This is a genomic window from Streptomyces sp. NPDC058284, assembly GCF_042881135.1.
In the GTDB taxonomy this organism is placed as follows: Bacteria; Actinomycetota; Actinomycetes; order Streptomycetales; family Streptomycetaceae; genus Streptomyces.
Window position 1 is genome coordinate 21,447 of sequence record NZ_JBHVYE010000007.1, and the last position, 21,399, is coordinate 42,845.

The following is a 21,399-nucleotide window of genomic DNA, read 5'->3' on the forward strand; positions in this document are numbered from 1 at the left end:
GAACGCCCTGCCCCGCCTCAGCGCCCCGCTCTCAGCGGGGCAGGAACTGCGGTCCCTGCGGGGGCAGCCGGAAGTTCGGGTCCGGCATCGGGGTCACCGGCTGCGGATAGCCGTACGACGGCTGGGCGACAGGCGCCGGCTGCGCGATGGGCGTGGGCTGGGTGGGCGCCGCCGGAGGGTAGCCGTAGGCGGGCTGGGGGGCCGGGTACCGGGGCGGCGCGGGCGGGTAGCCGTACGCGGGCTGCGGGGCCGGCTGCGGGGCCGGCTGCGGGGCGTGCTGGGCCGCGGAGGGCCGGGCCGCGGGCTGCTGCGGCACCGGCTGCTGGGGCGGCAGCGGGAAGGAGGCCGACGGCGAGGGCTCCGGAGCGGCGGAATCCGAGTCGTCGACGGAGATGCCGAAGTCGGAGGCGAGCCCCTCGAGGCCGTTGGAGTAGCCCTCGCCGAGCGCGCGGAACTTCCACCCCTCGCCGCGGCGGTAGAGCTCGCCGCAGATCAGCGCGGTCTCCTCGCCGGTCTGCGGAGTGATGTCGAAGTAGGCGAGCGGCTCGCTCTCGGCGACGGCCGCGTCGTACAGCAGGATCCGCAGCGCGGGGACGTGTTCGAACGGGACGCCCTCCGCCGACGCGGCGAGCAGCACCCGGTCCACCGCCGGGTCCATGCCCGCCAGATCCGTCTGAATGGTGTCGGTGAGCCCCTCGGTGACCCGCTTCTTGCCGAGCCGCCAGACCTTGCCCGCGGGATGGCGCGGCTGGTTGTAGAAGACGAAGTCCTCGTCCGAGCGGACCCGGCCGTCGCCGCCGAGCAGCAGCGCCGACGCGTCGACGTCGGGGACGCCCTGTCCGGGGGTCCAGCGGAGCACGGCGCGGACGGCCGAGGCTTCGAGAGGGACGTTCGACCCCTTCAACATGGCGTGCGTCATGCGGTCATCCTGCCTTCCCCCGCACGGGTCGGACAACGCGGGGGGCTCAGCGTCCCGACCGTGTCATCAGGCTCCTGACCTGCGGGTGGTACGAGCGTGCGACGGTTGTGTGGTGAGCGTGTGCGACATGGCCGGGTTACCGGAAGTTCATGCCCGGAGGGAACCCCCGGCACCCCTCCCTACGTACTATTACCGGCCACATCCAAACGGTCCACGTCGACGACACAGGCGAGCGCAAGGAGACACATGCGTCATTTCGGGCACCTCGCCCCTGAGGTGCGGCAGCGCCTCTTCCACCGGGAGCCGTGTGCCTTCACCGCGGACTCCCCGCCGCAGCTGCTCGCCTCCGCCCTGGGTGCCACGCTCTACAGCCCGGCCACCCGCCCCCGCCTCGCGGACGACGTCCTGAAGCAGGCCGGGCGCGGCGTGACCTCCATGGTGCTCTGCCTGGAGGACTCCATCGACGACGCCGAGGTCGCCGACGCCGAGGAGAACCTGGTCAGGCACTTCGCCGACCTCGCCAGGCGGGACGTGGAGCCGCCCCTGCTCTTCATCCGGGTGCGCGCCGCCGAGCAGATACCCGACCTGGTCCGCAGGCTCGGCGCGAGCGTGCGGCTGCTCTCCGGATTCGTACTGCCCAAATTCACCGAGGAACGGGGCGTTCCGTTCCTTGAGGCGCTGGTGGCCGCCGAGGCGCAGCTGCCCGACGGCCCCTCAGGCCCGGGCCGCCCGCTCTTCGCCATGCCCGTCCTGGAGTCGCCCGAGCTGCTGCACCTGGAGAGCCGCGCCGACACCATCGCGGGCATCGCCCGCACCGTCGACAAGTACCGCGAGCGGGTCCTCGCGCTGCGCCTCGGCGTCACCGACTTCTGCTCGGCGTACGGGCTGCGCAGGCCACCGGACATGACCGCCTACGACGTGCAGATCGTCGCCTCCGTCATCGCCGACGTGGTGAACGTCCTCGGCAGGGCCGACGGCACCGGCTTCACCGTGACCGGACCCGTCTGGGAGTACTTCCGCGTCCAGGAGCGGATGTTCAAACCGCAGCTGCGCCGCAGCCCCTTCCTGCAGGTCCGGGCCGACGAGCTGCGCCAGGCCCTCATCGAGCACGACATGGACGGGCTGCTCCGCGAGATCGAGCTCGACCGCGCCAACGGCCTGCTCGGCAAGACCTGCATCCACCCCTCCCACGTCCTGCCCGTGCACGCTCTCTCCGTGGTCAGCCACGAGGAGTTCAGCGACGCCGAGGACATCCTGCGCCCGGAGCGCGGCGGCGGCGGGGTCCTGCGCTCCTCGTACACGAACAAGATGAACGAGGTGAAGCCGCACCGCGCCTGGGCCGAGCGGACCCTGCGGCGCGCCGAGGTCTTCGGCGTCGCCAAGGCGGACATCGGCTTCGTGGAGCTGCTCACCGCCGGGCTGCCCGGCTGATGGCACGGGCTCTGAACCTCAAGAAGGAACGCAAGGAGCATGACGTACGTGACTGAAGACGCGACACCGGAGATATCGGGGACGTCCGTATGGCCGGGGAGCTGGGTCGCCGAGCGGCTCGGTGTCGGGCTCGACGGCGACGAGGCGCTGCGCGGCATGCTCGGCCTCGCGCTGCGCCGCAACCCCAAGCGGGCGCACCTCCTGGTGTCGAACGTCCTCGGCAAGCACGTGCCGCAGCGCCCCTCGGTCGTGTACGCGGCCGGGCACGACCTCGGCGTCCGGGTGCGGGACCTGCTCGGCGACGACGAGGCCCGGCGCGCCGTCGTCCTCGGCTACGCGGAGACCGCGACGGGCCTCGGTCACGCGGTCGCCGACGGCGTCGCCCTCGCCCCCTACCTGCACTCCACCCGACGCCCCGTCCAGGGTGTCGAGCGCGCGGGCGGCTTCGAGGAGTCCCACTCGCACGCCACCTCGCACCTGCTGCTGCCCGAGGACCCGCGGCTGCTCGCGGGGGACGGCCCGCTGGTCCTCGTCGACGACGAGTTCTCCACCGGCAACACCGTCCTGAACACCGTCCGCGCCCTGCACGAGCGCTTCCCGCGCGAGCGGTACGTGATCGTGGCGCTGGTCGACATGCGCTCACCGGAGGACCGCGGGCGCCTCACCGACTTCGCCCGCGAGATCGGCGCCCGCGTCGACCTCGTCGCGACGGCCTCCGGGACGGTGCGGCTGCCCGACGGCGTCCTCGCGAAGGGACAGGCGCTGGTCGCCGAGCACGAGGCGCGCGCCGCCCGCGAGGCGGCGGGGACGGCCGCCGTCCCGAGTCCACGCGGCGAGCGCGGCGGCTCCGTCACGCACGTCACCCGCGTCGACCTCGGCTGGCCCGCCGGTGTGCCCGACGGCGGGCGGCACGGCTTCACGCCCGCGCACAGGGCCGCCCTGGAGGCGGCGCTGCCCGGCATGGCGGCCGAGATCGTGAAGGCGCTGCCGGACGGCGCGCGCCGGGTGCTCGTCCTCGGCTTCGAGGAGCTGATGTACGCGCCGCTCGCACTCGGCGTGGAGCTGGAGCGCGGGACCGGCGCCGAGGTGCGGTTCTCCACCACGACCCGCTCGCCCGTGCTCGCCGTCGACGACCCCGGCTACGCGATCCGCACCCGCCTCGCCTTCCCCGCCCACGACGAACCCGCCGACGGCCCAGGGACGCGGTACGCCTACAACGTCGCGGGCGGCGCATTCGACGCGGTCGTCGCCGTCGTGGACTCGGTCGCGGACACTCCGCGACTGCACGCCGCCGACGGCCTGTTGGCGCAGCTCTCCACGCACACCGGACACGTCCTGCTGGCCGTCATCCCCTCGTACGTCCCCGCGGACGTCCCTCCGTACGTCCCCGAAAGGCCCTCCATGCTCCCCGAGCCCCTCCGCGGCCCCGCCTTCTCCTCGTACGCGCCCGAAGACGTCGGCTGGCTGCTCCAGGACCTCTCGGACGTGACGCTCGAAGCGCCCACGGAGGAGCGGGAGGAGGCGATACAGAGCGGTGGCGCGCACTACGCCGAGTCGCTGCCCGTCGAGTACCAGCCGAGCGAGCGCTACCAGGAGCTGTTCCGCGCCGCGCTCGACACGTCGGCCGCCCGCATCGCGCAGGCCGTCGGCACCGTCACCGAGACCGTCCTCGCCGAGCGGTCACCGCGCCCGGTCCTCGTCTCCCTGGCCCGCGCGGGCACCCCTGTCGGCGTCCTGATGCGCCGCTGGGCCGCCCACCGGCACGGCCTCGACCTGCCGCACTACGCCGTGTCGATCGTGCGCGGCCGGGGCATCGACGCCAACGCGCTGCGCTGGCTCGCCGCCCACCACGACCCCGCCGACGTCGTCTTCGTCGACGGCTGGACAGGCAAGGGTGCCATCACCCGCGAACTGGCCGAAGCGGTAAGGGAGTTCGAGGCGGGCGGCGGCCCCGCGGGCTTCAGCCCGGAGATCGCCGTACTCGCCGACCCCGGCTCCTGCGTACGCACCTACGGCACCCGCGAGGACTTCCTCATCCCCTCCGCCTGCCTCAACTCCACGGTCTCCGGCCTCATTTCGCGCACCGTGCTCCGCGCCGACCTGGTCGGCCCCGACGACTTCCACGGCGCGAAGTTCTACCGCGAGCTCGCCGGCACCGACGTGTCCCGCGACTTCGTCGACGCGGTCGCGGCCCGCTTCGACGAGGTCGCCGACGCGGTGGACACGCAGGTCAAGGAGGTGCTCGCCGCCGACAGGGCGCCGACCTGGGAGGGCTGGGCCGCCGTCGAGCGGATCAGCGAGGAGTACGGCATCCACGACGTGAACCTCGTCAAGCCGGGTGTCGGCGAGACGACCCGCGTCCTGCTGCGCCGCGTCCCCTGGAAGATCCTGGCCCGCGCGGGCGCGGGAGCCGACCTCGACCACGTGCGCCTGCTCGCCGAGCAGCGGGGCGTGCCCGTCGAGGAGGTCGGCGAACTCCCGTACACCTGCGTGGGGTTGATCCACCCCAAGTACACGCGCGGTGCGACCGGCGCCGACGGCAAGGCGGTGGCTTCCCAGTGACCCGGCTCGTCGCCAGCGACCTCGACCGCACCCTCATCTACTCCGCCGCCGCCCTCGGCCTGGCCATGCCGGACGCCGAGGCGCCGCGCCTGCTCTGCGTCGAGGTGTACGAGGGCAAGCCCCTGTCGTACGTCACCGAGACCGCCGCCGGACTCCTCGGCGAACTGGCCCGCACCGCTCTGTTCGTACCCACCACGACCCGCACCCGTGAACAGTACGGACGCATCCATCTCCCGGGCCCCGCACCGCGGTTCGCGATCTGCGCCAACGGCGGGCACCTGCTCGTCGACGGCGTCTCCGATCCCGACTGGCAGCGGATGGTCGCGGACCGCCTCGCCGCCGAGTGCGCCACGCTCGACGAGGTCCGCGCCCACCTGGTGCGCAGCGCCGACCCGGCCTGGCTGCTCAAGGAGCGTGTCGCCGAGGACCTCTTCGCCTACCTCGTCGTCGAGCGCGCGCTGCTGCCCGACGCGTGGGTCAAGGAGCTCGGTTCCTGGGCCGAGGCGCGCGGCTGGACCGTCTCGCTGCAGGGCCGCAAGCTCTACGCCGTGCCGAAGCCGCTCACCAAGAGCGCGGCGGTACGGGAGGTCGCGCGGCGGGCCGGCGCCGAAGAGATCCTCGCCGCGGGCGACTCACTCCTCGACGCGGACCTGCTCCTCGCGGCCGACCGCTCCTGGCGACCGGGCCACGGCGAGCTGGCCGACACGGGGTTCGCGGCGCCGGGGCTCACGGTCCTTCCTCATCGCGGGGTCGCGGCCGGGGAGGAGATCGCCCGGGCGTTCCTGGGGGCGGCTAGCCTGGGCTCATGCCTCGATACGAATACCGTTGCCGCTCCTGTGGCGACACCTTCGAACTGACCCGCCCGATGGCGCAGTCCGCCGACCCCGCCGCCTGCCCTGCCGGCCACGAGGACACGGTCAAGCTCCTGTCCACGGTAGCCGTGGGGGGCTCGGCGCCTGCGCCTCGCGGGGGCGGCGGTGGGGGCGGTGGTTGCTGCGGTGGCGGTTGTTGCGGCTGAGGTGAGGGTCGACACCCCACCCACACCTCACCACTCCCCGGAACCCGGCGCCCCTCCTCCCCCCTAACGCACCACTGTCCCTGCCCCCGCCCCCAACAGGGCAAGTTCCGACCGCGTGGGCGCACCCTCCCAGTCACCGTGGGAGGCCACTGCGAACGCCCCCGTGGTGACGGCGCGGGCAAGGCGCTCCGGCACCTCCGCGCCGTCGAGCAGGGCCGACAGATACCCGGCGACGAACGCGTCACCCGCACCCACCGGGTCGACCGCCCGCACCTCACGCGCGGGGGAGTGCAGGGCCCCGTCGGCGGTGTGGACGGTGGCGCCGTCCGCGCCGAGCTTGACCACGACCTCACGGACGCCGCGCGCGAGGAGGGACTTCGCCGGGCTCTCCAAGGCCCCCGGGGCGCCCGCGGGGGCCGACTCCGGCAGACAGAGGGGCAGTTCGTCATCGGAGGCGATGAGGACGTCGACGTACGGGACCCACGCGCGTAGTTCGGCCGCCGCCTCCTCCCGACTCCACAGCCGTGCGCGGAAGTTGACGTCCAGGCAGACCCGGCTGCCGTGCTCGCGGGCGAGGCGCAGGGCGCGCCGGCAGGCCTCGGCCGCTGAAGGGCCGAGCGCCGGGGTGATGCCGGTCAGATGCAGGACGTGCGGCGGCGCCGCGGCGGCGAACGCGGCCTCGACCGCGTCCGGGCTCAGCCGCGAACCCGCCGAGCCCGCGCGGTAGTAGTGCACGCGGGTCACCTCGGGCAGGCGCGGCTCGAAGAGGATCAGGCCGGTCGGGGCGTGCGGGTCACGTGTGGCGTGGGAGACGTCGACGCCCTCCGCGCGGAGCGTACGCAGGACCAGCTCGCCCGCCTCGTCGTCGCCGACCGCACCCGCCCAGCGGACCGCGTGGCCGAGCCGGGCGAGACCGATGGCGACGTTGCTCTCGGCGCCCGCGACGGACAGGTCCATCGAGCCGCCCAGCTTCAGCGGACCGGTGCCGCGCAGGGCGACCATGGTCTCGCCGAGGGTCAGGACCCTGCCGTCCGCACTCATCCGCGTACCGCCCCCGTCGCCCCCGTCGTCCCCGCCGCCTCCGCGACCCGTACGAACTCCGCCGCCCTGGTACGCAGCGCACCCAGGTCGCCGCCGTCCGCCGCGTCGCCGATCAGCGGTGAGCCGACGCCCACGGCGATCGCGCCGAGTGCCAGATACGCCTCGGTGGCCGCGGCGTCCACGCCGCCGACCGGCACGAAGGGTGTCCCGGGAAAGGGCGCGCGCAACGCCTTGAGGTACGCGGGACCGCCCATCGCCGACGCGGGGAAGATCTTCAGCGCCGTCACCCCCGCCGCCTCGGCCGCGATGACCTCGGTCGGCGTGAGGACACCGCCGAGCACCGGAAGGCGCAGCCGCACGGCCTCGTCGACGCCCGCGCCGAGCCCCGGCGTGACGATGAGGTTGGCGCCCGCGTCGGCGGCCCGCCGCGCGTCGTCGGCGGTGCGGACGGTGCCCGCGCCGAGCCAGGCGTCCGCACCAAGCTCGGCCCGCGCCCGGCTGAGCACGGCCAGGGCGTCGGCGCCGCTGAGGGAGACCTCGACCAGCGGAACGCCGGACTCCACGAGCGTCATGACCGTACGGAAAGAGGCATCCGGATCGCTGCCGCGCACGATGGCGACGAGGCGCCGTGCCCGGAGAGCCGTGGGAAAGTCGCACATCGCCCCAGATTCGCACAGCTGATGCAGCCGCCCGGGTCCGGGGCTCGGGCGGAGGAAGGAGATCGAGGGAAGGAGATCGGGCGAGGGAAGGAGAGCGGGGCCGGTGGCGCCGCGGCCTCCCTCAGGCGCCCTGCCCCCGCTCCTCCCGTATCAGAGCGACCACGCGCGACACGGTCGTGCGGACCGCCTCGGTCTCGGTCAGGAAGTGCCAGTAGTCGGGGTGGCGGCCCTCCAGGGAGGCGACCGCGCGGTCCAGGCGGGCCACGGAGTCGTCCAGCGGGCGGGCGTGGCGCGGCTCGGGGGTCTGGCGGCCCGCCATCGCGAGGCGCTGCGCGTCGCGGATCGCGAAACGCGTGCGCTCGATCTCCTGCTGCGGATCCTTCGCCACCGTGTTCAGCCGCTGGAGCCGGTCGCCGGCCGCCGAGACCGCCTCGTCCGTCGAGTTCAGCAGCGCCCGGACCGTGGAGAGCCGCGAGGTGGCATCGGCCCAGCGCTGCTCGTCACGGGCCCGCTGCGCCTCCTTCAGCTTGGTCTCGGCCTGGCGTACGTTCTCCGCGGCCTGGTCGGGGACGTGCTGGAGGTCCTGCCAGCAGGCGGCGGAGAACCGGCGCCGCAGCTCGCTGAGGACCGGCTCGACCTGGCCGCTGCGGGTGGTGAGTGCCTGCGCGCGGGTGCGCAGCGACACCAGGCGCCGGTCGATCTCGGCGGCGCGATCGGGCAGCCGCTCGGCCTCGGCGCGCACGGCCTCGGCGTCGCGCAGCACCCGGTCGGCGCGCTGCAACGTCTCCGGTACGCCGTGCCGGCCCGCGCCCTGGTTCAGCTTGGTCAGCTCCGGGCCGAGGGCGGCCAGGCGGGCGGCGAGGTCGTCGGCCTTGAGCCCCGCCGCGCGCACGGAGTCCAGGGCGTTGCTCGCGGCGAGCAGGGTCTGGCGGGCCCGCTCCACCGCGGGGGCGAGCCGGGCCAGCTGCGTCTCCGCCTTGTCGAGCAGCGGCCCGAGCCCCTGCCGGAACCGCTCCAGCTCCTGCTTGACCCTGCCGAGTTCGTCCTTGGCCTGGGTCAGCTCGGTCCTCGCGCGGGCCGCGACCGAGGAGTCCAGGTCGTCCCGGTCCAGGTCGTGGGCGTCCACCGCGCTGATGTACTGGCGGCTCACCTCGTCGATGCGCCGCCCGAGCGCCTCGAAGTCGGAGACGGCGCGCTGCCCGGCCGGCGAGGAGTCGACGGCGACGATCGTCTCGATGGAGATGCGCAGATCGCGCTGGGCGGTGTCCAGTTCGTAGAAGGCGGCGGCAGCGGCGTCCTTCGCGGCCTGCGCCTCGGCGCGCAGGCTCTCGCCGCGGCCCCCGAACCACCGGCGCGTGCCGCCGCCCGCGAAGGCGGCGGGGACGGCGACGGCGAGCAGGGGCAGGGTGAGGGTGACGGTGGTGACGAGGGCGAGAAGCTCCCACAGCGGCCCGCCGCGACGCACGCTCCCGCGGACCCGACGGCCGGAGCCGCGCGCCGCCTGGGCCCGACCCGCCACCCCGTCCGTCACCGCCGCACCCGGCTCCACCTCTGCCCCCGTCGCCACAGCCGTGCTCCCGACCCCTGTCCCGCCCGGCGTGTACGGCTGCGCTCTGCCCGGTGTGTACGGCTGCGAAGGTGTCGCCGTCACTGTCCCTCTCCCGTACTGTCATCCGCCCTGCCCGGTGTCACATTCTCCCACCGGTTAAGAACGAATACACGGGCCGGTCGGTTCGCGCTCCGCGGCCCGGCACGACCCGGCCGACCTCCGGATACGGGATGAGGGTGACCCCGGACCGGGTTTGCGGGGCACGGCCTGCGGCAGGGTAGGCTGTCCACTCGTCCCGGGCGCGTAGCTCAGGGGTAGAGCGCCTCCCTTACAAGGAGGATGTCGGCGGTTCGAAACCGTCCGCGCCCACCGGGTAGCAAGTAGCAGGTGAGCCTGTTTTCAGACCCCCTAGCCATGATCGGCTAGGGGGTCTCTTTGTGGCCACTCTTTGTGGCCAGAGTCCACTAAGAGTCCACATCGCTTGTCGATCACCAGATGCCCATCACTCGTCCGGGGACTGGACGGGCTTGGTCTCATGCGTAGAGTCGCCTCGACGAGGGCTGGTGCGTCTCCCCACGCGCGCGAGACACGTGCTCGTCAAATCCTGGGGTGCCCCGGCGGGGAGGCCGGGCCCGCAGACTACGGCCCCCGTCGCAGGACTCGGCGGGGGCCGTACGAACAAACTAGACCGCCCCACCCCGTACTCGGGGTGGGGCGGCGTGCTTCTGACCGAGTCAGAGCCACGGATGGCCGGTAGCGGCGGACACGTGAACACCTCGAACCGAGCGCCCTTCTCGCGGCGACCCTCCATGGGGTCTCGCCGCGAGTCAGCCCACCCGGGGTCTAGGGGTAGCAGGCATATGCCAGACGCATGTACCAGACCCGACGGACTTCGACCTGGCAATGCGGCGCTACAGGTGTCATCCGAACGAGCCACCCGGGACATGAGCAGCACCGGGGACTGCGGGTCTTTGTCGTCGCTGATCGCGATCAGGCGCGTGCCGTCCGGGATGCGCGGGTGAGGGTGCCCGGAGGCGGTCCCGGCGTCCGCGAGGATCACGCAGTCCTTGACGATCGGGTCCAGGTCGGTGCGGTCGGCCTTGCGCCAGTCCTGGATCGGGCACTGGCATAGGCAGTCCAGGTGGGGCCCGACGACGAGTCGGGTGCCCTCCACGGCGACGTTGGTCGTCAACTGGCAGTCGTGGGACCCCTCAAGGCCTGTGAGGAGCGCGAGGAGGCACGGCGGGCATGGGACCGGTACGAGGGCGCCGGAAGGGCAGGCGGGCGTGTGAGCAATGGCCGTGTCGTCGAGCTCGGCGGTGGGGCTCCCGGCGAGCGGCTTACAGGGCTCGCCGTCGCGCACTGTGTGTCCGCGGACACTGCACCTGGGCGGGCTGGCCACCGGGCCCCTCATGCCCCGCTCCGCTGTGCCGAGTTGGCGTCGTCGCCCGAGGCGGCGCGGGCGACGGCCCTGGCGGCGCGGAGTGCGCGCCGGATCCTCCCGCCCTCCTCGCAGTCCGTCAGTGTCTGGCAGGGGGTGCATCCGTCGAGGTGTGCGAGGAGACGCTGATACGTCTCCTGCTCGCGGCGCTCCTCGGCTGTCGGTTCCGTCAGCACGGCTCTGCCCCCTCGTCGGCGCTGCGGCCGATGCGGCTGAGGGCTTCCACGGCGAGGGGCTCGCACAGATCCCCCTCGTAGTGGGGCGGCAATACCCAGTGCGCGCCGGGCGGCTTCGTGCGGGTCAGCTGCGGCACGCCGAGGTAGGTGTCAGTCCCCAGCCACGGCGCCACGTCCTGGTGCAGCCAAGTCCCTTTGCGGCGCGGCCTGGTCAGGGCGTAGTAGGTGCCGCCCATAGTCCGACCGTCATAGATCACGGGACCGTCGAGGTGCTGCGCGAGCCGCGCCGCAACCTCGTGGGGGTCGGTGCTGCGCACCGCTGCGTGCACGAGGCGCTCGGGGAGGCGGACGGTATCGAACTGGCTACCGAGCGGAAGCAGCGCGACGCCGGTTTCCGCCCACTCCCTCTGTGCCTGCTCGGGCGCCTGCTGAGAGCGCGCGAGCCACTCCGCGATCGCAAAGTCCGTCTGCTGGGTGCTCACTGTCTACCCCTGCCGTCATTGTCCGATCAGCTCTGTGACCAGGGTGATGACGTGCGAGGCCACTAACTGTCACTCTTCAGTGACAGCTGTCACAGGCCGAGCCAGGCAGACAGGTGCCCCAGGGCATCTGGGGTTCGGCGCTGCTGGTGCACGAGGCCTTCGATCGTCGCCCGTGCCCCAGGGTGGTATCGGGTCTGCTGCGGGGCCAGCTTGCGGGCCTCGGCGATCGAAGCGAGTGCCGCGTCAGGGCGGCCGATCTCCATCTCACAGCGCCCTCGGTCGATCAGAACGTGCGCACGGCGGGAGGTCGGCCATGAGTTGGGCACGCGCAGCTTCTTCGCCTTCTCCACAGCCTTCCCGTAGCGACCCATCTCAGTGAGCGCGGACAGCTCGTGCGCGGCCCAGTTCGTCGGTCCGAAGGACAGCCAGTGCACGTGCTCGACATCGCCAGCACGGTTGGCGATCTGCTTGGCCTCCCACAGGTGGGTCTTCACTGCAGCCTCGTCACGAGCGCGCGCCGCGATGACGGTGGCGCCGAGGTGCAATTGCCCGGCTACAGCCAGCGACTCGGGCGTCTCCCCGATCGAATTGAGCAGGCGGTGGCCAGCGTCCACGAGGCGAAGCCCGATGGTGTGCTCACCCTCGCGGTGGTAGACGAGCCCCCGCATGTACTGCCGCACCGCAGCGAGCACCGGGTCAGAGGCGCTCTCTGCGGCCCAGTCCATGCGGTCCAGAGCGATGGTGGAGAGGTCGTAGAAGCCGAGCTTGACCGTCACGTCGTGGGCAGTGCGGTAGGTGGAGCCGAGGGCGGCCCACAGTTCCGTGGACGGGTTGCGGTAGGCCGCGGTCGTCAGTTCGGCGATCAGTCCAGGCAACTGCTGCGCGGCCTTGTTGAGGTGCGTCGCCCGAACCAGTTCGCACAGAGTGTCCGCCGCAGCCACAAGTTGGGGGGGCTCGCGCGTCGCGATGTCGGGATCGGCGCCGAGGTCGTACAGGTCGAGTGATTCGCGGATGGGGCGGATCAGCTCGGCGAGGCGATCCTGCTGGAGTTCGGTCATGTACGGCTGCCCTGTCAGGGCGGTGACGTCGACGCGCAAGGCCCGAGCACACGCGGCAGTGAAGGCCGGACTCGCCGCCTTGTAGCCACCTTCGACTTGGTGGAGCAGGCTGTACGAGTAGCCGATCTCCAGCGCTAGGCCGCTCTGGGTGTATCCAGCCAACTTGCGGTACTTCGCGATCCGGGCCCCGGGGTGGTCGTCTCTGGGCATACTGGAACTCCGTTCCTGGCTCACCACTTGGAACGGTACTCGCGCTTGATGGCGCAGGTCCGGCTTCTGCCCCCGATCCACCTGGGTCGGGGGCAGTTGCGTGTGCTCGGCCGCGCGGGGTGGGATGAGGACATGACGACCTCACGGACCCTGTACCTGTTCGGTTCGGCAGCGCCGCCCATCTTCGATGTGGCCAAGGTGATCGAGACCGCGCAGGCCGACGGCTGGGACGTCTGCCTCGGCTTGACCCCGACTGCGGCCCGCTGGATCGGCGAGAGCCTCGACGGCCTGGCCGCGCTCACCGGGCACCCGGTCCGCAGCGAGTACAAGCTCCCCGGGGAGCCTGACGTCTGGCCGAAGGCCGATGTGATCCTCTTCGCGCCAGCCACGTTTAACAGCCTCAACTCTTGGGCTCTAGGGCTCACTCACAACTTCGTGGTCGGCGTCGTCGCAGAGGGCATCGGCAAGGGCATCCCCAGCGTGACGATGCCGTGTGTAAACGCGGCCTACGTCCGGCATCGCCGGTTCGAGAAGAGCGTGGCGGAACTTCGAGAGCAGGGCGTCACGGTCCTCTACGGCGAGGGTGGGTTCGCGCCCAATCCCCCCGGGTCAGGGAGCCCGAAGGCATACCCCTGGGACATCGCCCTCGCTGCCGCGGGGCAACTGGCCGACAGGGCATGACGAAGGGCCCCCTTCCCGCCCGAAGGCGGGAAGGGGGTCGTGTCAGTACTGGCGGCGCTGCGGATCGAGGGCGGCCTGCGGCGCGGGCTCGTCGCGGTCAGGCGGTGGGGCCCCGTCTCGGCGGCACACGAGCGCATCGGGATCGCCGGACGGCGCCTGGAGGCTGTACCCACGGGGTATGGGAATCGACTTCCCGGACTACCAATCGACCCACTACACACGACTACCCGCGTCCTGTTGGGTTGGGCGCGGGCAGTCGTACGGTGATGCTTCAGCCGTGGGTGCGTCGTGATTCCCTGACGGCGTGGACACCGCTGATCGAGGCTGTGAGCCACAGCAGGGCCGCGCTGAGAGCAATCGAGGTCTCGACATGTGCTGCGGCGGTTGCTGCTATGTAGACAGCGGCTCCCACGAGGACGCCGGTGGCGATCGAGGCCCCATCACGCCACGGCGGCACGACCGAATTCCGTCCCGCGATCAACCGGATGGCGATGGACAGGACGACGGCGATACAGGCGCTGTACAAAACCCACATGAACAAGAACCCCAGCTTCTACTTGCAGTATCCGCCAGAATACTCACCCGGCACTGGGCGCCTACCCGCCCGACCTGGCACCCCACAGCAGGACGCCAAGCCGGTAAACCCTCCCTTACGAGGAGGATGTCGGCGGTTCGAAACCGTCCGCGCCCACCGGGTCTTACCAGCAATGGAGCCCCGTACCGTGATCGGTACGGGGCTCTTTTGTGCTCACTGAGGTCGCGCAGACGGGAGACCTCACCGTCTCGCCTGCCGGTGCTTGTTGCGAGGCTGGGCGGTCGGGCGCGCTCGCCCCGGGAAGCACCGTTCGCAGGTGCCGGATATGGCGCCGACCTGGGCACATCTCACCAGCCAGGGCCGCCTTCTCAAGTGACATAAGGGGCGGAAAGGCGCACTATTGAGGTGACAGGAGACCGCCATGAGAAAGAACCTTCACCGAATCTCATCGGCGTTCGTCGCGACGATCGCCGTCGCAGGCCTCACCCTCGGCGCCGGATGCAGCAGCGACGAGAGCAGCACGCCCGCGCCCAAGAGCGAGAGCGCCACCGAAAAGGCACAGCAGGAGAAGGGGCACAAGCCGCAGGGCAGAAGTGAACGAGCGGACCTCGTGCGCTTCCAGCTCGACGACCGCTCGCAGAGCGGGTTCAACGACATCTGGGTCGTATGGACGATCAAGAACAACAGCAGCGACAAGTCCGACTACACATGGGACTGGGAGGCGGTCAATGCCGACGGAACCCGCGTGGAGAACGGTTCGCAGCTGGAGACCGACGTGCAACCGGGCCAGTCAGCGAAGGGTGAATACCCTACGACGCTCCACAGCACGTCGGGCATCAAGCTCAACATCACGAGCTTCGACCGCACCGCCAGTTACTGACCGGCGCGGTCCGATCCCGGCGGGGCGGGCTTGGGTGACCGTGCCGGTCTTCCGGTAGGGAAGGACCTGAAGGCCGGCACGGTGTCTCACGGTGCGGGGTGCCGTGAGGTCAGTCGTTGACGCAGGGGTTGCCGAACGTCGGGTTGAGCAGGCCGATGACGTCGATGCTGTTGCCGCAGACGTTGACCGGGATGTGGATCGGGACCTGGGCGGTGTTGCCGGAGATCACGCCGGGGGAGTTCTGCGCGGCGCCGCTGCTGCCGGCGTCGGCGGCGGCGATTCCGCCTGCGCCGAGCGCCGCGGTGCAGGCGGCGGTGGCGGCGAGGCCGATCTTGACCATGGGCTTCATTGAGACTCCTTGCGGAAATAGGTACTGGCCGGATGACCCGGCAAGATCGCTAACGCGGAAGTCGTCCACAAGGTCACGTGCATACGCTCGGTCAGGTGGTGCAAGGTGGTACCGGTCAAGATGCCGACGGGCCGCGCCGTGCCGTCGTACGACCGTGCCCGCCGTGGACTCACCTGAATGCTTGGCCCCGCTCGCGCCTCCCAAGTGGTGCTAGAAGACTCGGCAGTGCCGTTCGAACGGCACTAGCAGCACACGCTGCCCATCGAGGTGACGCTCGGAATTCTTCACTCTCCCGCGCCGCCTCCCGCCGGCACCCACGGAGGACAAACTTCATGCCGATCACCAAGCCTCTCCGGCGAGCCACGGCGCGCGCCACCGCTGTCGCCACACTCACAACGGGCCTGCTCGTCATAGGCGTTGCCGGTGCCCACGCCGACGAAGCTCCGGGGGCGCCTGCCGCCCCCGCCGCCGTGGCGCCCGTCGCGCCCGCCGTGCCCGCGACGTCTGCCGACCCCGCACCTCCGGCACCCCTCTCTCCCGCATCCCCCGCCCCCGCAGGCAACAACAACAACCTGCTCGGTGGTCTGCTCACTCAGGTGCAAGGCCTCCTCGGCGGCCTCCTGGGCGGCGGCTGACGGCGGGCAAGCGAACAAGTCCCGTACCGCCGACGCGGTACGGGACTTGTTCGTCCTCATGGGACGACCTGCATGGGGACGACCCGCATGGGGACGACCTGCCATATTGACCTGCATATTGTCTGGAGTCAGCGCCGCCCCTGGCGGCTTCCGGTATTCGGCCACCGGCGCGCCGGTCTCAGCGGCCGGATCCGGGGTGCGTCCTGCGGTAGCGGCGGTCCCAGCGTTCCTGGCGTTCCTTGCGGAGGCGGTAGTCGCGGTACGTCGCGGGGTATCCGCCTCCTCCGCCACCACCCGCGCCGCCTCCACCGCCGCCACTAGCACCGGCGCCACCGCTGCCCGCGGAGCTGCCCTTCTTGGTGGCCGAGCCGCCCTCGTAGGAGCGCGCCAGGTAGAAGGCGAGTGCGGCCGCGACCAGCCACAGCATGGGCTGGCTGAAGCCCAGGCCGACGAGGGCCAGGATCGCGACGACTATCAGGACGTTCATGGCTGCACCTCCGTGGCTCGAAGGGGGCTCTCGCGCGGTCGGTAGGGAGTCAACGCCCGCCGTCTGCGGCTGTCAATGGCTCGCGGGGAGCGAGTCGTCCGGCTCGTCGTGTACGTGCTTGAGGCGGGCCCTCGCGGCGACGGCGTCCGGGCCCGCGGCCTGCTCCCAGTAGTCGTGACAGGTCACGAAAACCGCCAACTCGCGCTCCCGTGCCCGCAATTTCTCGACCTCCGCCTGCTCCTCCTGGGTCCAGCCCGGCGAGGCGGGGCGTTCCACCTTGCGCCAGCCGCCGGTGTCGCTGAAGCCGTCGAGGGGCTCCACCGACCAGGGCAGGCGTTTGAGCAGCGCCAGGAGCACGGAGCGGACCTGGTGCAGTTCCTCCTGGCCGGCGAGGAGGTCGCTCGGGAAGTCATGGGCTGGAGTGGCAGGCACGGCGTAATGGTACTCCTGTTCGAATTACGTGTGCGAGCGAAACGGGCGGAGACGGACGCCGGGATGCCGGGATGCCGGGATGCGGGGATGCGGGGATGCGGGGATGCGGGGGTGCGGGGATGCGGGGGTTGGTGCGCACGGGCCGCCGTAGGGCCCGCGCCGGTGGCAAGCTGGAGGCATGTGCCGAAGCATCAAGACGCTCCGCCCGCCCGCCATCCCCGAGGACGCCACCGAGGACGAGATTCGGGCCGCCGCGCTGCAGTACGTGCGCAAGGTGTCGGGGTTCCGCGCCCCGGCCGCGCACAACCGCGAGGTCTTCGACCGTGCCGTCGACGCCGTGGCCGAGGCGACGGCAGAGCTGCTCGCCGGACTGGAAGTACGCGGAACGCGGGTGTCCTAGCGGACGGCTGGGCGGAGGGCCCTGGGGTCAGGCCTACGACCGCCCGGGTGGCGACTGATGGCGCGGCGTACCGCTGGTCGGTTGGTCGCCCGTCGTCTTCTTGCCGGGCGGCATGCTCCTGGGCAGTCCGCCAGGACCGGCTTCTCGTCGGGCCGGTCGTCGTCGGTTCAGCCCACTGTCAGCCGGGGCTTCACCCCGCCGCCGCATCGGCCGCCGCGGGCCTGCGGACCAGGAACGCCGCGCCCGCGCCCGCCGCGAACAGGGCGAGCAGGGAGACGCCCGTGGCCAGCCAGGTCGCGCCCAGCCACTGGGCGCCGAAGTAGCCGAGGGCAACGCTGTAGCCGGCCCAGGCCACGCCGGCCAGCGCGGACCACGGGAGGAACTCGCGCAGCTTGCGGTGGGCCGCGCCCGCGCCGAGGGAGACGATCGAGCGTCCGGCGGGTGCGAAGCGCGCGATGACGACGAGGACGCCGCCGCCGCGGGCGAGCGCCGTGCCGAGTCGTTCTTGCGCGGTGGTCAGGCGCCGGGAGCGGGCGATGGCACGGTCGAGGCGTTCGCCGCCGCGCCAGGCGAGGCGGAAGGCCGCCATGTCGCCGAGGACGGAGGCGGTGGCCGCGCAGAGCATGAGCACCATGATGTCGGGCACGGGATGCGGGACGGGCCCGGCACCGGTTCCCGCAGCCGCCGCGGCCGTCGCCGACATGATCACGATGACGCCGCTCGGCAGCACGGGCACGAAGACGTCGAACAGGACGGACAGGGCCACGACCGCGTAAATCCACGGACTGCCGGTCAACGCCCCCACACTCTCAAGCACCGCAACTCCCCGTTACTCCCCGATCGGCAGCGCGTTGCCGCTGTGGCGCGGAGGACGGCAGGGGCAGCCTGATGACAGCTGTACAGCGTACGCCGCGTGAGCGGCGGGAGATCCACTGGGGCCCTGGATGTTCGCTACGTCACGTTCACCCGGCTGCCTCCTTCGATGCGGCGTACGGCACCGAAGTCCCGTACGAACGAGTCAGTACCCAGGCCGAAGGCCGAAGACACGAGCCGAAGACACGAGGGGCGAGGGACGGAGCGGGCGATGGTGACAGGAGTGGTGGCCGGTGCCGTGGCGGCGGCGGTGCTGCTCGCCGCGGGCGGCGCGGGCAGTGCGAGTGGCGGGGGCGGTGTGACGCGCACGGGTGGCGACGGTACGGGCGGCGGCACGGGAGCCGTCCAGGTCCGGGCCGAGGCGCGGTTCGCACCGCCGTCGGCGTTCATCCCCTCGCCCGCGGTGACGTACGACATGGAGCTGGTCCCCGCGGCGTCCTGGATCGAGGTCGAGCAGCGCGGCATCGGACAGCGCAACGCCGGACAGCGCAACGCCGGACAGCACGGCGTCGGCCAGCGTGGCGTCGAGGGCCGGACGACCGTCACGCTGAAGGTCCGAGGGATGGAGCCGGGGCACACGTACGGCGTACACGTGCACCAGAAGCCGTGCGGCGCCGAACCGGAGGCGGCCGGCGGCCACTACCAGCACCGCGTCGACCCGGTGCAACCCTCGAAGGACCCCGCCTACGTCAACCCGGACAACGAGGTGTGGCTGGACTTCACCGCCGGAGCGGACGGCTCCGGGTCGGCGGGCGCGCGGCACGACTGGGGGTTCCGGCCGCACGAGGCCGCGTCCGTGGTCCTGCACGACGTGCCGGGCGGCGCGGGCGCCAGGGTCGCGTGCTTCACGGTGCCGTTCGCGACGCTGCCGGAAATCCAGCGGCCCGGCACCTGAAAGACGCCGCTGCCGGAACGGCCGACGGCGCCCCCTCCCTCGTACGCACGAAGAACGTGTACGTACTACGAAGAAGGGGGCGCCGCCTCACGCAGCTCGACCGCCGCTCAGGCCACGGCCGGCGTGTGCTTCGAGTCCGAGTTCGAGTCCTCGTCGTTCGCCGCGCCCGCACCGCGCGAGGCGAAGAAGCGGTCGAGGCCGAACGCGCCGGGCCCAGTGAAGACGAGGAGCAGCATGGCCCAGCAGAAGATCGCCGCGGCCTCACCGCCGTTCTCCATGGGCCAGAGGGCCTCCGGCTGGTGGACCTTGAAGTAGGCGTAGGCCATCGAGCCGGACGAGATGAACGCGGCGGCGCGGGTGCCGAGGCCCAGCAGGACCAGGGCGCCGCCGACGAGCTGGATGGCGGCGGCGTACCAGCCGGGCCAGGTGCCGACGTCGATCGTGCCGCCGCCGGCCGCTCCGCCGAGGACGCCGAAGAGCGACGCCGCTCCGTGGCAGGCGAAGAGCAGGCCGATCACTATGCGGAACAGGCCCAGGGCGTAGGGCTGGGCGCTGTTGAGACGTCCAGTCATGGTGGGGGACTCCTTCGGTTGGGGACGTTAACCGAGCGGAGGCCCAAGATTAGGTCAACCTAATTAGTGCTTGCAAGTTCAACATTCGGTCATCCGGAGATTCCGCTTCTGCTCGGCGCGGGCTCCGGCGGCGGGGCGTCGGCTCCGGCGGCGACGCGCAGCGCGGCCCGCGCCACCGCGTCCGCGTCCGACAGCGTGACCGAGTCGACGCCGGGCCTGGCACCGGCCGCAGTCACCCAGTGGACCCCTTCGGTGGGTACTCCGAAGGCGAACCTCCTGACCTGCGCACGGCCTTGACGATCAATCAGGTGATAGGGGCGCGGGGTCACATCCACGCCTCCGGTTTCGTAGCCGTCGACCACATGAGGGCGGCACCGGCCGTCCGCCAGGAGCCGTCCGAGCAGTGCGTCGGTGGTGCGGCGCACATCCGGCTCGGGCAGTCGCGCCTCGATCAGTGTGGTCGTCCGCACGGTCGAGTCCGGCACATCGGGGGAGTACGCGAGGAACGCCCCGTCGTCCGGCCGCACGGCGAGGCGCGGGCCGAGCACCTCAAGGACCCCCGCCTCGATCAGCGCCGCCATCTCCTCGACGCGGCGGCGCGGCGGGCCGATGGAGAGGAGGGCGTTGAGCGGCGTGTACCAGCGGTCGAGGTGATCACGGCGCGAGGCACCGGAAAGGCCGCCGTGGTCGACGATCTGACGGAGCTCGTTGCGCAGGTCGCGCAGCACGTCGAGGGCGGCCTTCAGCGGGCCCGCGACATTGCCGAGCGCGGCCTGCGCGGCGTCCTCACGCAGCCGGTCGAGGAGCCAGGCGCGGTGCTCGCGCGGGGAAGCGAACGGGCGGGCCGGGTGCGGCCGGGAGAGCCGGTCCCAGGACCATCGGTCGGCGTCCCCGATCCCGAACTCCGCCAGAACGGCGGCCTCTTGAGGGCTCCGACGAGTCGTGGCGAGAAACCGCTCACGGAAGTCGCCCGTGGCCTGGAAGTCGCCTGTGTCCCGGCGGTCGTCCGCGTCTGGGCGGTCGTCCATGTCCCGGTGGTCACCCATGTCCCGGTGGTCACCCGTGTCTCGGCGGTCACCGGCGCCCCCAGGGTCACCGGTGCTCCGGGCGTCCGGCGCGGCGCAGGCCCGTTCCGCGAGCAGCGCCGCGTAATAGACCGTCTCCACCTCCTTCGCGATCAGCGGCCATATCTCGGCGAGGAAGTCGGGGGCCTCGCCGTTGTCCGCGCGCTTGCGGAAGCGGGCCACGACGTCGCCGGTGAGTACGGCGGGCTCGTGACGCCCGTACGGGCCCTTCGCGTTGTCGCCGCGCGCCTGGTACGGGACGCCGCGCCGCGATCCCGCGTACAGGCGCGGCTCCCGGCCCGAGGGCTCATAGCGCAGGGTGCCGTCGGACGTGCGGACGTACCGGCCGCCGCGGCCGTCCGTCAGCAACGCCATGTGGTCGAAGAAGTTGAGGCCGAGACCGCGCAGCAGTACGCGTTCGCCGGGCTCGATGACGGACAGGTCCAGGTCGGCCGGGTTGGCGGGCGGGAAGTGGCGCAGGCCGTGCCGGGCCGCGTGGTCGGAGAGGCGCCGCTGCGCGGGGTCGACGGCCGTCGGCAGATGCCCCTGTGCGAGGACGACCGCGGAGAGCCCGGACAGTTCGAGGCCGTTGTCCAGTACGAGGGACTGCAACCCGTCGGCCGTCTCGTCGAGGCGCACCGCGCGGGCGGCGTGCACCCGGACGTGGACCGAGGCCGGTGCGTCGCGCACCGTTTCCGCGAAGACCCACTCCAGATAGCGGCCGTAGCAGGCGCGGGTCGGATAGTCGTCGGGCCCGAGCCCCGGTACGTGCCCCGCGGCGGCCCATTCGTACAGGCTCGGCCCCGGACGTATCGGCCCCGAACAGTCGACGCTCGCGTCCGTGAAGAGCGTCACCTGCGAGGCGACGGTGTTCATCAGGAGCGCGTCGGGCTGCGCCGTCCGCCAGACACGGCCCGCGCCCGGCGGGGCGGGATCGACGACATGAACCGTCAGGCGGCTCCCGGCCGGGAGGAGCTCGTCCGCCGACGCGCAGAGCCGTTCGAGCACGCTGGTGCCTCGGGGCCCCGCGCCGACCAGCGCGAGGGCGGA

23 protein-coding genes and 1 tRNA gene are annotated in these 21,399 nt (G+C 72.0%); 10 read left to right on the top strand and 14 right to left on the bottom strand.

Annotated features, from left to right (window positions below):
- Positions 1-31: 31 nt before the first annotated feature.
- Positions 32-919: a TerD family protein gene (locus ACFVYR_RS12270; protein ID WP_384259642.1), complete on the bottom strand. Its 888-nt coding sequence runs from the start codon at positions 917-919 to the stop codon at positions 32-34.
- 246 nt (positions 920-1,165) lie between these two features.
- Here ACFVYR_RS12270 and ACFVYR_RS12275 point away from each other — a divergent pair, with 246 nt between their 5' ends.
- The 4 genes from ACFVYR_RS12275 to ACFVYR_RS12290 are packed head-to-tail and all read left to right on the top strand — an operon-like array spanning position 1,166 to position 5,930.
- Positions 1,166-2,350 carry an HpcH/HpaI aldolase/citrate lyase family protein gene (locus ACFVYR_RS12275; protein ID WP_384259640.1) on the top strand — a complete coding sequence of 395 codons (1,185 nt, stop codon included), beginning with the start codon at positions 1,166-1,168 and terminating at the stop codon, positions 2,348-2,350.
- A 39-nt stretch (positions 2,351-2,389) separates the two neighbouring features.
- Positions 2,390-4,912 (top strand): phosphoribosyltransferase, encoded by a 2,523-nt coding sequence (locus ACFVYR_RS12280; RefSeq protein WP_384259638.1) that lies wholly within the window; start codon positions 2,390-2,392, stop codon positions 4,910-4,912.
- Positions 4,909-5,769 carry an HAD family hydrolase gene (locus tag ACFVYR_RS12285; RefSeq protein WP_384259635.1) on the top strand — a complete coding sequence of 287 codons (861 nt, stop codon included), beginning with the start codon at positions 4,909-4,911 and terminating at the stop codon, positions 5,767-5,769. Before ACFVYR_RS12280 ends, ACFVYR_RS12285 begins: the two co-directional genes overlap by 4 nt.
- Complete coding sequence (locus tag ACFVYR_RS12290) at positions 5,718-5,930, top strand: zinc ribbon domain-containing protein (protein WP_384259632.1); 213 nt, start codon at positions 5,718-5,720, stop codon at positions 5,928-5,930. The genes ACFVYR_RS12285 and ACFVYR_RS12290 overlap by 52 nt, the downstream gene beginning before the upstream one ends.
- A 63-nt stretch (positions 5,931-5,993) precedes the next feature.
- Here the strand turns inward: ACFVYR_RS12290 and ACFVYR_RS12295 are convergent, their stop codons facing one another.
- The 3 genes from ACFVYR_RS12295 to ACFVYR_RS12305 form a co-directional block, all read right to left on the bottom strand.
- Complete coding sequence (locus ACFVYR_RS12295; protein WP_384259630.1) at positions 5,994-6,971, bottom strand: sugar kinase; 978 nt, start codon at positions 6,969-6,971, stop codon at positions 5,994-5,996.
- Positions 6,968-7,630 (bottom strand): bifunctional 4-hydroxy-2-oxoglutarate aldolase/2-dehydro-3-deoxy-phosphogluconate aldolase, encoded by a 663-nt coding sequence (locus ACFVYR_RS12300; protein ID WP_384259627.1) that lies wholly within the window; start codon positions 7,628-7,630, stop codon positions 6,968-6,970. Before ACFVYR_RS12300 ends, ACFVYR_RS12295 begins: the two co-directional genes overlap by 4 nt.
- Before the next feature lie 121 nt (positions 7,631-7,751).
- Positions 7,752-9,281 carry a hypothetical protein gene (locus tag ACFVYR_RS12305; protein WP_384259625.1) on the bottom strand — a complete coding sequence of 510 codons (1,530 nt, stop codon included), beginning with the start codon at positions 9,279-9,281 and terminating at the stop codon, positions 7,752-7,754.
- Between the two features lie 195 nt (positions 9,282-9,476).
- Between ACFVYR_RS12305 and ACFVYR_RS12310 the strand changes: the two genes are divergently transcribed.
- Positions 9,477-9,548: transfer RNA gene (locus ACFVYR_RS12310), tRNA-Val, on the top strand.
- Between the two features lie 1,041 nt (positions 9,549-10,589).
- On the opposite strand, the gene ACFVYR_RS12315 is transcribed toward ACFVYR_RS12310, so the two are convergent.
- The 3 genes from ACFVYR_RS12315 to ACFVYR_RS12325 all read right to left on the bottom strand — a co-directional run bounded on the left by ACFVYR_RS12315 (position 10,590) and on the right by ACFVYR_RS12325 (position 12,546).
- Positions 10,590-10,796, bottom strand: a complete 207-nt coding sequence (locus tag ACFVYR_RS12315; RefSeq protein ID WP_384259623.1) for a hypothetical protein — start codon at positions 10,794-10,796, stop codon at positions 10,590-10,592.
- Positions 10,790-11,278, bottom strand: a complete 489-nt coding sequence (locus ACFVYR_RS12320; RefSeq protein WP_384259621.1) for a hypothetical protein — start codon at positions 11,276-11,278, stop codon at positions 10,790-10,792. The genes ACFVYR_RS12315 and ACFVYR_RS12320 overlap by 7 nt, the downstream gene beginning before the upstream one ends.
- An 89-nt stretch (positions 11,279-11,367) precedes the next feature.
- Complete coding sequence (locus ACFVYR_RS12325) at positions 11,368-12,546, bottom strand: helix-turn-helix domain-containing protein (RefSeq protein WP_384259618.1); 1,179 nt, start codon at positions 12,544-12,546, stop codon at positions 11,368-11,370.
- Between the two features lie 132 nt (positions 12,547-12,678).
- Between ACFVYR_RS12325 and ACFVYR_RS12330 the strand changes: the two genes are divergently transcribed.
- Entirely contained in the window at positions 12,679-13,227 is a 549-nt protein-coding gene (locus tag ACFVYR_RS12330; RefSeq protein ID WP_384259616.1) for a flavoprotein, read from the top strand.
- Between the two features lie 271 nt (positions 13,228-13,498).
- On the opposite strand, the gene ACFVYR_RS12335 is transcribed toward ACFVYR_RS12330, so the two are convergent.
- Positions 13,499-13,762 carry a hypothetical protein gene (locus tag ACFVYR_RS12335; RefSeq protein WP_384259613.1) on the bottom strand — a complete coding sequence of 88 codons (264 nt, stop codon included), beginning with the start codon at positions 13,760-13,762 and terminating at the stop codon, positions 13,499-13,501.
- 421 nt (positions 13,763-14,183) lie between these two features.
- Between ACFVYR_RS12335 and ACFVYR_RS12340 the strand changes: the two genes are divergently transcribed.
- The gene (locus ACFVYR_RS12340; RefSeq protein ID WP_384259611.1) at positions 14,184-14,642 is read left to right on the top strand and encodes a hypothetical protein; all 459 of its coding nucleotides are present in this window, start codon (positions 14,184-14,186) and stop codon (positions 14,640-14,642) included.
- 109 nt (positions 14,643-14,751) lie between these two features.
- On the opposite strand, the gene ACFVYR_RS12345 is transcribed toward ACFVYR_RS12340, so the two are convergent.
- Entirely contained in the window at positions 14,752-14,982 is a 231-nt protein-coding gene (locus ACFVYR_RS12345) for a chaplin (protein ID WP_384259695.1), read from the bottom strand.
- Positions 14,983-15,323: 341 nt separating this feature from the next.
- On the opposite strand from ACFVYR_RS12345, the gene ACFVYR_RS12350 reads away from it, so the two are divergent.
- Positions 15,324-15,626: a hypothetical protein gene (locus tag ACFVYR_RS12350; protein WP_384259608.1), complete on the top strand. Its 303-nt coding sequence runs from the start codon at positions 15,324-15,326 to the stop codon at positions 15,624-15,626.
- Positions 15,627-15,804: 178 nt separating this feature from the next.
- On the opposite strand, the gene ACFVYR_RS12355 is transcribed toward ACFVYR_RS12350, so the two are convergent.
- A complete protein-coding gene (locus ACFVYR_RS12355) occupies positions 15,805-16,113 on the bottom strand; it encodes a hypothetical protein (protein WP_384259606.1) in 309 nt (102 codons plus the stop codon).
- A 72-nt stretch (positions 16,114-16,185) separates the two neighbouring features.
- Positions 16,186-16,545 (bottom strand): hypothetical protein, encoded by a 360-nt coding sequence (locus ACFVYR_RS12360; protein WP_384259603.1) that lies wholly within the window; start codon positions 16,543-16,545, stop codon positions 16,186-16,188.
- 178 nt (positions 16,546-16,723) lie between these two features.
- Here ACFVYR_RS12360 and ACFVYR_RS12365 point away from each other — a divergent pair, with 178 nt between their 5' ends.
- On the top strand, positions 16,724-16,945 hold the full coding sequence (locus ACFVYR_RS12365) for a DUF2277 domain-containing protein (protein WP_384259601.1): 222 nt from the start codon (positions 16,724-16,726) through the stop codon (positions 16,943-16,945).
- A 190-nt stretch (positions 16,946-17,135) separates the two neighbouring features.
- Here ACFVYR_RS12365 and ACFVYR_RS12370 read toward each other — a convergent pair whose 3' ends face one another.
- Positions 17,136-17,762 carry a DedA family protein gene (locus ACFVYR_RS12370; protein ID WP_384259599.1) on the bottom strand — a complete coding sequence of 209 codons (627 nt, stop codon included), beginning with the start codon at positions 17,760-17,762 and terminating at the stop codon, positions 17,136-17,138.
- Positions 17,763-18,029: 267 nt separating this feature from the next.
- Here ACFVYR_RS12370 and ACFVYR_RS12375 point away from each other — a divergent pair, with 267 nt between their 5' ends.
- Positions 18,030-18,713, top strand: coding sequence for a superoxide dismutase family protein (locus ACFVYR_RS12375; RefSeq protein ID WP_384259596.1), 684 nt, complete (start codon positions 18,030-18,032; stop codon positions 18,711-18,713).
- Positions 18,714-18,820: 107 nt separating this feature from the next.
- Here the strand turns inward: ACFVYR_RS12375 and ACFVYR_RS12380 are convergent, their stop codons facing one another.
- Together ACFVYR_RS12380 and ACFVYR_RS12385 are read right to left on the bottom strand one after the other, a co-directional pair.
- On the bottom strand, positions 18,821-19,285 hold the full coding sequence (locus ACFVYR_RS12380; protein ID WP_384259594.1) for a DoxX family protein: 465 nt from the start codon (positions 19,283-19,285) through the stop codon (positions 18,821-18,823).
- Between the two features lie 89 nt (positions 19,286-19,374).
- Complete coding sequence (locus tag ACFVYR_RS12385) at positions 19,375-21,357, bottom strand: FAD/NAD(P)-binding protein (RefSeq protein WP_389611730.1); 1,983 nt, start codon at positions 21,355-21,357, stop codon at positions 19,375-19,377.
- Positions 21,358-21,399: the final 42 nt, after the last annotated feature.

What these genes read in the sequence shown, in the direction of transcription:
- ACFVYR_RS12270 (WP_384259642.1), bottom strand. Translation starts at nt 919, where the DNA reads ATGACGCACGCCATGTTGAAGGGGTCGAACGTCCCTCTCGAAGCCTCG.
- ACFVYR_RS12295 (WP_384259630.1), bottom strand. Translation starts at nt 6,971, where the DNA reads ATGAGTGCGGACGGCAGGGTCCTGACCCTCGGCGAGACCATGGTCGCC.
- ACFVYR_RS12330 (WP_384259616.1), top strand. Translation starts at nt 12,679, where the DNA reads ATGACGACCTCACGGACCCTGTACCTGTTCGGTTCGGCAGCGCCGCCC.
- ACFVYR_RS12290 (WP_384259632.1), top strand. Translation starts at nt 5,718, where the DNA reads ATGCCTCGATACGAATACCGTTGCCGCTCCTGTGGCGACACCTTCGAA.
- ACFVYR_RS12365 (WP_384259601.1), top strand. Translation starts at nt 16,724, where the DNA reads ATGTGCCGAAGCATCAAGACGCTCCGCCCGCCCGCCATCCCCGAGGAC.
- ACFVYR_RS12380 (WP_384259594.1), bottom strand. Translation starts at nt 19,285, where the DNA reads ATGACTGGACGTCTCAACAGCGCCCAGCCCTACGCCCTGGGCCTGTTC.
- ACFVYR_RS12340 (WP_384259611.1), top strand. Translation starts at nt 14,184, where the DNA reads ATGAGAAAGAACCTTCACCGAATCTCATCGGCGTTCGTCGCGACGATC.
- ACFVYR_RS12375 (WP_384259596.1), top strand. Translation starts at nt 18,030, where the DNA reads ATGGTGACAGGAGTGGTGGCCGGTGCCGTGGCGGCGGCGGTGCTGCTC.
- ACFVYR_RS12325 (WP_384259618.1), bottom strand. Translation starts at nt 12,546, where the DNA reads ATGCCCAGAGACGACCACCCCGGGGCCCGGATCGCGAAGTACCGCAAG.
- ACFVYR_RS12300 (WP_384259627.1), bottom strand. Translation starts at nt 7,630, where the DNA reads ATGTGCGACTTTCCCACGGCTCTCCGGGCACGGCGCCTCGTCGCCATC.
- ACFVYR_RS12280 (WP_384259638.1), top strand. Translation starts at nt 2,390, where the DNA reads ATGACGTACGTGACTGAAGACGCGACACCGGAGATATCGGGGACGTCC.
- ACFVYR_RS12355 (WP_384259606.1), bottom strand. Translation starts at nt 16,113, where the DNA reads ATGAACGTCCTGATAGTCGTCGCGATCCTGGCCCTCGTCGGCCTGGGC.
- ACFVYR_RS12335 (WP_384259613.1), bottom strand. Translation starts at nt 13,762, where the DNA reads ATGTGGGTTTTGTACAGCGCCTGTATCGCCGTCGTCCTGTCCATCGCC.
- ACFVYR_RS12350 (WP_384259608.1), top strand. Translation starts at nt 15,324, where the DNA reads ATGCCGATCACCAAGCCTCTCCGGCGAGCCACGGCGCGCGCCACCGCT.
- ACFVYR_RS12345 (WP_384259695.1), bottom strand. Translation starts at nt 14,982, where the DNA reads ATGGTCAAGATCGGCCTCGCCGCCACCGCCGCCTGCACCGCGGCGCTC.
- ACFVYR_RS12275 (WP_384259640.1), top strand. Translation starts at nt 1,166, where the DNA reads ATGCGTCATTTCGGGCACCTCGCCCCTGAGGTGCGGCAGCGCCTCTTC.